The organism is Thermoflexus sp., assembly GCF_025055495.1.
Classification (GTDB): Bacteria; Chloroflexota; Anaerolineae; order Thermoflexales; family Thermoflexaceae; genus Thermoflexus.
Genome location: NZ_JANWXB010000259.1, coordinates 1 through 5,369, shown reverse-complemented (window position 1 = coordinate 5,369; position 5,369 = coordinate 1). Strand labels below are relative to the sequence as shown.

Genomic DNA, 5,369 nt, shown 5'->3' with positions numbered 1-5,369 from the left:
GTTTATAGCTGGACAAAGCACTAATGGCTATCATATTGTAGAAGTGATCCTAAGAGGAGCAAAGGGCAAACCATGTCGAAGCTAATTCTGGATGCGACGGGCAACCGATTAACCTACGAGATCATCGGAGCGGCGATGTCGGTGCATAATGCATTGGGATCTGGATACAAAGAGGAGGTCTATGAGCGGGCGCTTGCGATGGAATTGCAAAGGCGAGGGATTGGTGTGGAACGTCAGTTTCCCGTCGAGGTGTTTCACGGCGATGCCCCGGTGGCCCTATTCTATTTGGATCTGTTTGTCGAAAGAACGGTGGTAGTGGAAGTCAAGGCCTTCGGTCACCAGCTGACCCCTGACGAACTGGCTCAAGTCATCAATTATCTAAAGGCCACCGGCGCCCCTGTAGGGCTCCTCTTTAATTTCGGACGCCGACGTCTGGAGTGGGCGCGGGTTTTCCCTGGCTCGTCGGACGGGCCGGTGAGGCGTCTGGGGAGAGACCACGTGCGCAGGCCCCTGCGTCGCCGCTAAAATCTTCACGTCTTCCCGCCGTCTCTATCCGCACCTGAAAAACGATCATTCGTGTATTCGTGCCCCATTCGTGGACGGCCCCTCCGATCCAGCCTAGGAGCGGATGAACAAGGGCAAGGACCTACAGATCCCCGATCCTGCCCCCAAAAGGCGATCGCCCGCGCCATGGTCGGCGGCGCTGGGCTATCGCTCTCCCGCCAACCATTCCGCCAGATGCATCGCCTGGATCGGAAGGCCGTGACGGCGCAACCCGCCGCCGATGTGCATCAGGCAGCTCCAGTCGCATCCCAGGACGATCGGCGCTCCGGTGGACCGAATGGCCTGGATCTTCCGCTGGAGCATCGCGCCGGAGATCTCCTCGAAATGCACAGAGAACAGCCCTCCGAATCCACAACACGTCTCCGCCTCCGGCAACGGATGATACGCCGCGTCGGCCGCCCGGATCAGGCGCTCAGGGGCTTCCCGAACGCCCAGCATGCGCAGGAGATGACATGACGGATGATAGGTTACGGCTCCTTCCCGCCGGATCCCCAGGTCGGTGATCCCCAGAACCTCCACCAGATACTGGCTGAGCTCATACGTCCGCTCCGCCAGCGCCTTCCACCGATCATAGAGGGGATGTCCTTCCAGAAGAGCCGGGTAGCCATGGCGGACCATCGCCACGCATGAACCGGAGGGAGCGACCACCGGGAGCTCTGGATCAAAGGTCCGCACCCAGTGCTCCGCCATCGCCCGGGCTTCCTCCCACCGACCGACGTTGAAAGCCGGCTGCCCGCAGCATGTCTGAGCCTCCGGAAAGCGCACGGTGATCCCGGCCCGCTCCAGCAGCCGCACCGTCGCGATGCCGATCTCGGGTCGCAACCAGTCCACCAGACACGTCACGAAGAGCTGAACAGTTAAGCTCATCCGGCCTCCTCGATCAGAAAGGCAATCACCTCCTTCGGCCCGTGCACGCCCAGGGTCAGGACCTTCTCGATGTCCGAAGTCCGGCTGGGGCCGGTGATGGCGATCATGGCGCTGCTTTCCTCCACCCATTCCATCAGCGCGCCGGAGGCCCGGGCTTCGCGCAACCACGCGGCCATGCAGGGATACACCTGGGCGCGGCGGATCAGCGCGAGATGCACGGGGGGCAACAGGGATGCGCACCGCGCCCCTCCCAGCCCGCCCATCACCCAGATCGTCCCGGTGTCCGCGAAGGCCGCGACGGCCTCCGTGATCCCCGCCTCCGCGGTCGCCCAACGACCCAGCCCGAGATACCGCGGCCCCTCCTCCCGGGGGAGCGTCCCGCTCATCACCGCGAGCCCGGCATCCTCCAGCGCGGGGATCAGGCCGGGATACGAACGGGCGGTGCGAGCGTCGGTCAACACCTGCCGGATTTGCCGCTCGCGTAACCAGGCCACAACCCCCCGGATCGCTTCCGCCTCGGTCGCACACCGAAACGCATGGACTCCGACCTCGGCCCAGGAAGCCCACAGCCGCTGGATCACCGCCTCGCTCCCAGGCGGGGCATCGAAAGGCAGAGCGGGCGCCGGCCCGAGTGGAACCTGTCGATGGGTGACCCGACGTCGCACAGCCTCCAGCACCGGATGGCTCATCGGTGATCCCCCTTTCGAGATGCCCACCAATCCCGGAACGCGGATCGTCGAGGAACCGGGAAATCTCGAACGGCGGTCCAGGCCCGTAACGGCCCGGGGCCCCTGCGCAACCATCCCTCTCGTCCGATCCGGCGCAGGAGAGCCATCGCCCACCGGCCGATCCGCGCCCATACCGAAGGATGGCGCGCGGCCCAGGCGTATCCCCGAAGGCCCAGGCGCTCCCAGGCCGGCAACAGGCTCCCCGCCCGCATCTGCCGCCAGCGGACCAGGAGGTCCGGGATGGCGATGCGCACCGGGCAGACCTCCTGACAGGCCCCGCATAAACTGCTCGCATAAGCGAGCTCCGCGCCGTTCCCCTCCCCCAGCATGGGCGTGACGATGGACCCGATGGGGCCAGGATACACACTGCCATAGGCGTGTCCGCCGATCGCCTGATAGACCGGGCACGCGTTCAGGCAGGCGCCGCACCGGATGCAATACAGCGCTTCCTCCAGCGGCGTCCCCAGCCAGCGAGAGCGACCGTTGTCCACCAGCACCACATGGAGCTCCTCGGGTCCATCAGGCTCCCCCCGGCGGCGGGGGCCGGTCAGGAAAGAGGTGTAGGCGGTGAGGGCCTGGCCCGTCGCGCTGCGAGCCAACACCCGCAGCAGGATCTCCGTGTCCTCCCACGTCGGCACCACCCGCTCGATCCCCATCAGGGCCACGTGGATCGGCGGCAGGGTGGTGACCATGCGGCCGTTCCCCTCATTGGTCACCAGCACCAGGGTCCCGGTTTCCGCAATGCCGAAGTTCACCCCGCTGATCCCCATGCGGGCATCCAGGAACACCTGCCGCAGGGCGCGGCGGGCGGCGGCCGTCATCTCGGAGATTTCGTGGGTGGGCGGCATCCCCAGGTGCTTCTGGAAAATCTGCGACACATCCTCCCGGCGCTTGTGAATGGCCGGGGTGATGATGTGGGAAGGCCGCTCCCCGGCGAGCTGGATGATGAACTCCCCCAGATCGGTTTCCACCACCCGGATCCCGGCGGCCTCCAGGGTGTGATTCAGGCCGATCTCCTCGCTGACCATGGATTTGCTTTTCGCAACCATGGGGATGCCTCGGGACCGCGCCAGGCTCACGATATAATCACAAGCCTCGCGGGCGGTGGCCGCCCAGAAGACCTTTCCTCCATGTCGCTCCACTTCCTGAGCGAATTGCTCCAGGTAGCGATCCAGATGGGCGATGGTATGGGCGCGGATCGCCCGGGCGCGATCCCGGACGGTCTCGGCATCGGGAAGATCCGAGAGGGCTTTCAAGCGGCTGATCAGAAAGGAGCGGGTGGCCCGCCCCAGCGCCTCCTGCAAGACCGCGTTTCCCAGGCCCTCCCGAATTCGGGCTCGAAAAGCGGGGCTAGGGGTCGACATGGACTCAGCCTCCGACAGAGCTTCGGCTTGAGTTTAGCGCAAACCGTCGCGCTGCGACCAAACCTTCTGTGCTTTCAAAAACACAGAAGCGATTTCCCCCATAATGTTATGTTCATGCACCGCAACCGCAAGCCGCATCGCACATAAGGACGAAACTCATCATCCTGAATCCATCGCCCGGCGATACCCCTCCAGGGTGCGCCGCGCCGTCTCCTCCCAGGAGAAGCGGGCGGCCTGCGTCCGACACCGCGCACGCCACGCCGGATCCTCCGCCCGATCCCAGGCTTCCTCGATGGCCCGAGCCATCCCCTCCACATCCCGCGGATCGAAAAACCGGGCGGCTTCGCCCGCCACTTCCCGCAGCGCCGGGATGTCCGAACACGCCACCGGGACACCGCAGGCCATGGCCTCGAGAACCGGCAGGCCGAATCCTTCCCACAACGACGGGAAGACAAAGAGCCGAGCGCCCGTGTAGAGCGCGGGCAACTCCCCTTCCGGAACCATCCCCAGATGCCGAACCCCCTCTCCCAGCCGTAGCGGATAACGCGGATCCCATGGCCCGGCCAGGATCAGATCAGGGGGATCCCCATTCGCCCGCAGGCGGCCCCGAACCCTTCGCCAGGCCTCCAGTAATCGATCCAGGTTCTTGGATAGCTTGTTGATGCCAACGTAGAGGGCGTAAGATGATGGAAGCCCATAGCGCCGCCGGATCGCCGCGACCTCCTGGGGTGGGCGGGGGACATAGCAAGGATCGGCCGCGGCGGGGGTGATGATCACCGGCGGTCGGATGGGGCCGAAGAAGCGCAGGAGATCCTGACGGGTAGCCTCCGAAAGGGCGAAGAGCGCCCGCGCCCGGGCCAGAACCAGACGATGCCATAGATGATAAACCTTCCGGTGAAGAGCCGACCAGGCTTCGGTCAGGCGAAGCGGGATCAGATCCAACAGGGTGACGACGAGGGGGCCGGATCGCGTCAACAGACCGAGCGGAACCGCATAATGGGGAACATGAACGAGGGCCTCCGGCCAGCGCCGGAGCATCCAGGGGATGAGGAGATGCTCAGCCGGGTGAAACGGCGGGATCGAAACGGGGACCAGGCGAAGGCGAGGCGATCCCATGAGCTGCCGCAGATCCCAGCGCCGATTCGGCAACGCCGGCGTATAGAGCAGGACGACCTCTAACCCGGGCTCCAGAGCCAGGATGGCCTCCAGCAAGCGATAGGCATAGCGCCCGATCCCCGGAAACCGATCGTTGATCACCCGGCCGTCTAAGACCACTATCCCACTTCCACCCATAGGATCCTGTTTCCGTTACGGGGAGGGGAAATGGAACCCGCTACGGACCACTCGGGGCGGTGAATCCGATGGAAGGGCCTTCTCCCGATGGAAGGGCCTTCTCGAGGGAAGCGGGCACGGCCCCTCCCCTCTCCCTGAGGCTCTGTGGGCCTCGGGTAGGGGAAACCATCCTTTAGGGCCGCGCGCCGCCGAAGACGGCACCCAGCCCCCCAACCCCGGGAGAGCTCAGAAGTCGCCCTGGCGGGATTGAATAGGGAGTTACGCAGCTCCCCCCAAAGCCCCTCGAAGAAGCGAACGGCTACTGCTTTGTCCAGTTATAAGCTGGGGATTTGAGGAACCGCAGCCCGTCCGGAAGGCGATGGCCCCTCCCCCCTTTCTCCCCCCTCCGCACGGCCCAGTGGGCCGTGGGGAGGGGGAAGAAAGGGGGGAGGGGCCATGCCCTACCGGACGGGCTTCGGATCCACAAATCCCCAGTTTATAACTGGACAAATCAGAAGCCGTTCGCTACTTCGAGGGGCTTTGGGGGGAGCTGCGTAACTCCCTATTCAATCCC

5 protein-coding genes are annotated in these 5,369 nt (G+C 64.9%); 1 reads left to right on the top strand and 4 read right to left on the bottom strand.

All coding sequences use genetic code 11. The features are described 5' to 3' along the window. The first annotated feature begins 72 nt into the window (after positions 1-72). Positions 73-525 (top strand): GxxExxY protein, encoded by a 453-nt coding sequence (locus NZM16_RS08520; RefSeq protein ID WP_295453715.1) that lies wholly within the window; start codon positions 73-75, stop codon positions 523-525. 183 nt (positions 526-708) lie between these two features. On the opposite strand, the gene NZM16_RS08515 is transcribed toward NZM16_RS08520, so the two are convergent. From NZM16_RS08515 to NZM16_RS08500, 4 genes are all read right to left on the bottom strand, one after another. Beyond that, positions 709-1,431: a (Fe-S)-binding protein gene (locus NZM16_RS08515; protein WP_295453712.1), complete on the bottom strand. Its 723-nt coding sequence runs from the start codon at positions 1,429-1,431 to the stop codon at positions 709-711. Continuing rightward, positions 1,428-2,120 carry a lactate utilization protein gene (locus tag NZM16_RS08510; RefSeq protein ID WP_295453711.1) on the bottom strand — a complete coding sequence of 231 codons (693 nt, stop codon included), beginning with the start codon at positions 2,118-2,120 and terminating at the stop codon, positions 1,428-1,430. The genes NZM16_RS08515 and NZM16_RS08510 overlap by 4 nt, the downstream gene beginning before the upstream one ends. After that, positions 2,117-3,523 (bottom strand): LutB/LldF family L-lactate oxidation iron-sulfur protein, encoded by a 1,407-nt coding sequence (locus NZM16_RS08505; protein ID WP_295453708.1) that lies wholly within the window; start codon positions 3,521-3,523, stop codon positions 2,117-2,119. The genes NZM16_RS08510 and NZM16_RS08505 overlap by 4 nt, the downstream gene beginning before the upstream one ends. Before the next feature lie 159 nt (positions 3,524-3,682). Continuing rightward, positions 3,683-4,816: a glycosyltransferase family 1 protein gene (locus NZM16_RS08500; RefSeq protein WP_295479925.1), complete on the bottom strand. Its 1,134-nt coding sequence runs from the start codon at positions 4,814-4,816 to the stop codon at positions 3,683-3,685. Between the last annotated feature and the right edge of the window lie 553 nt (positions 4,817-5,369).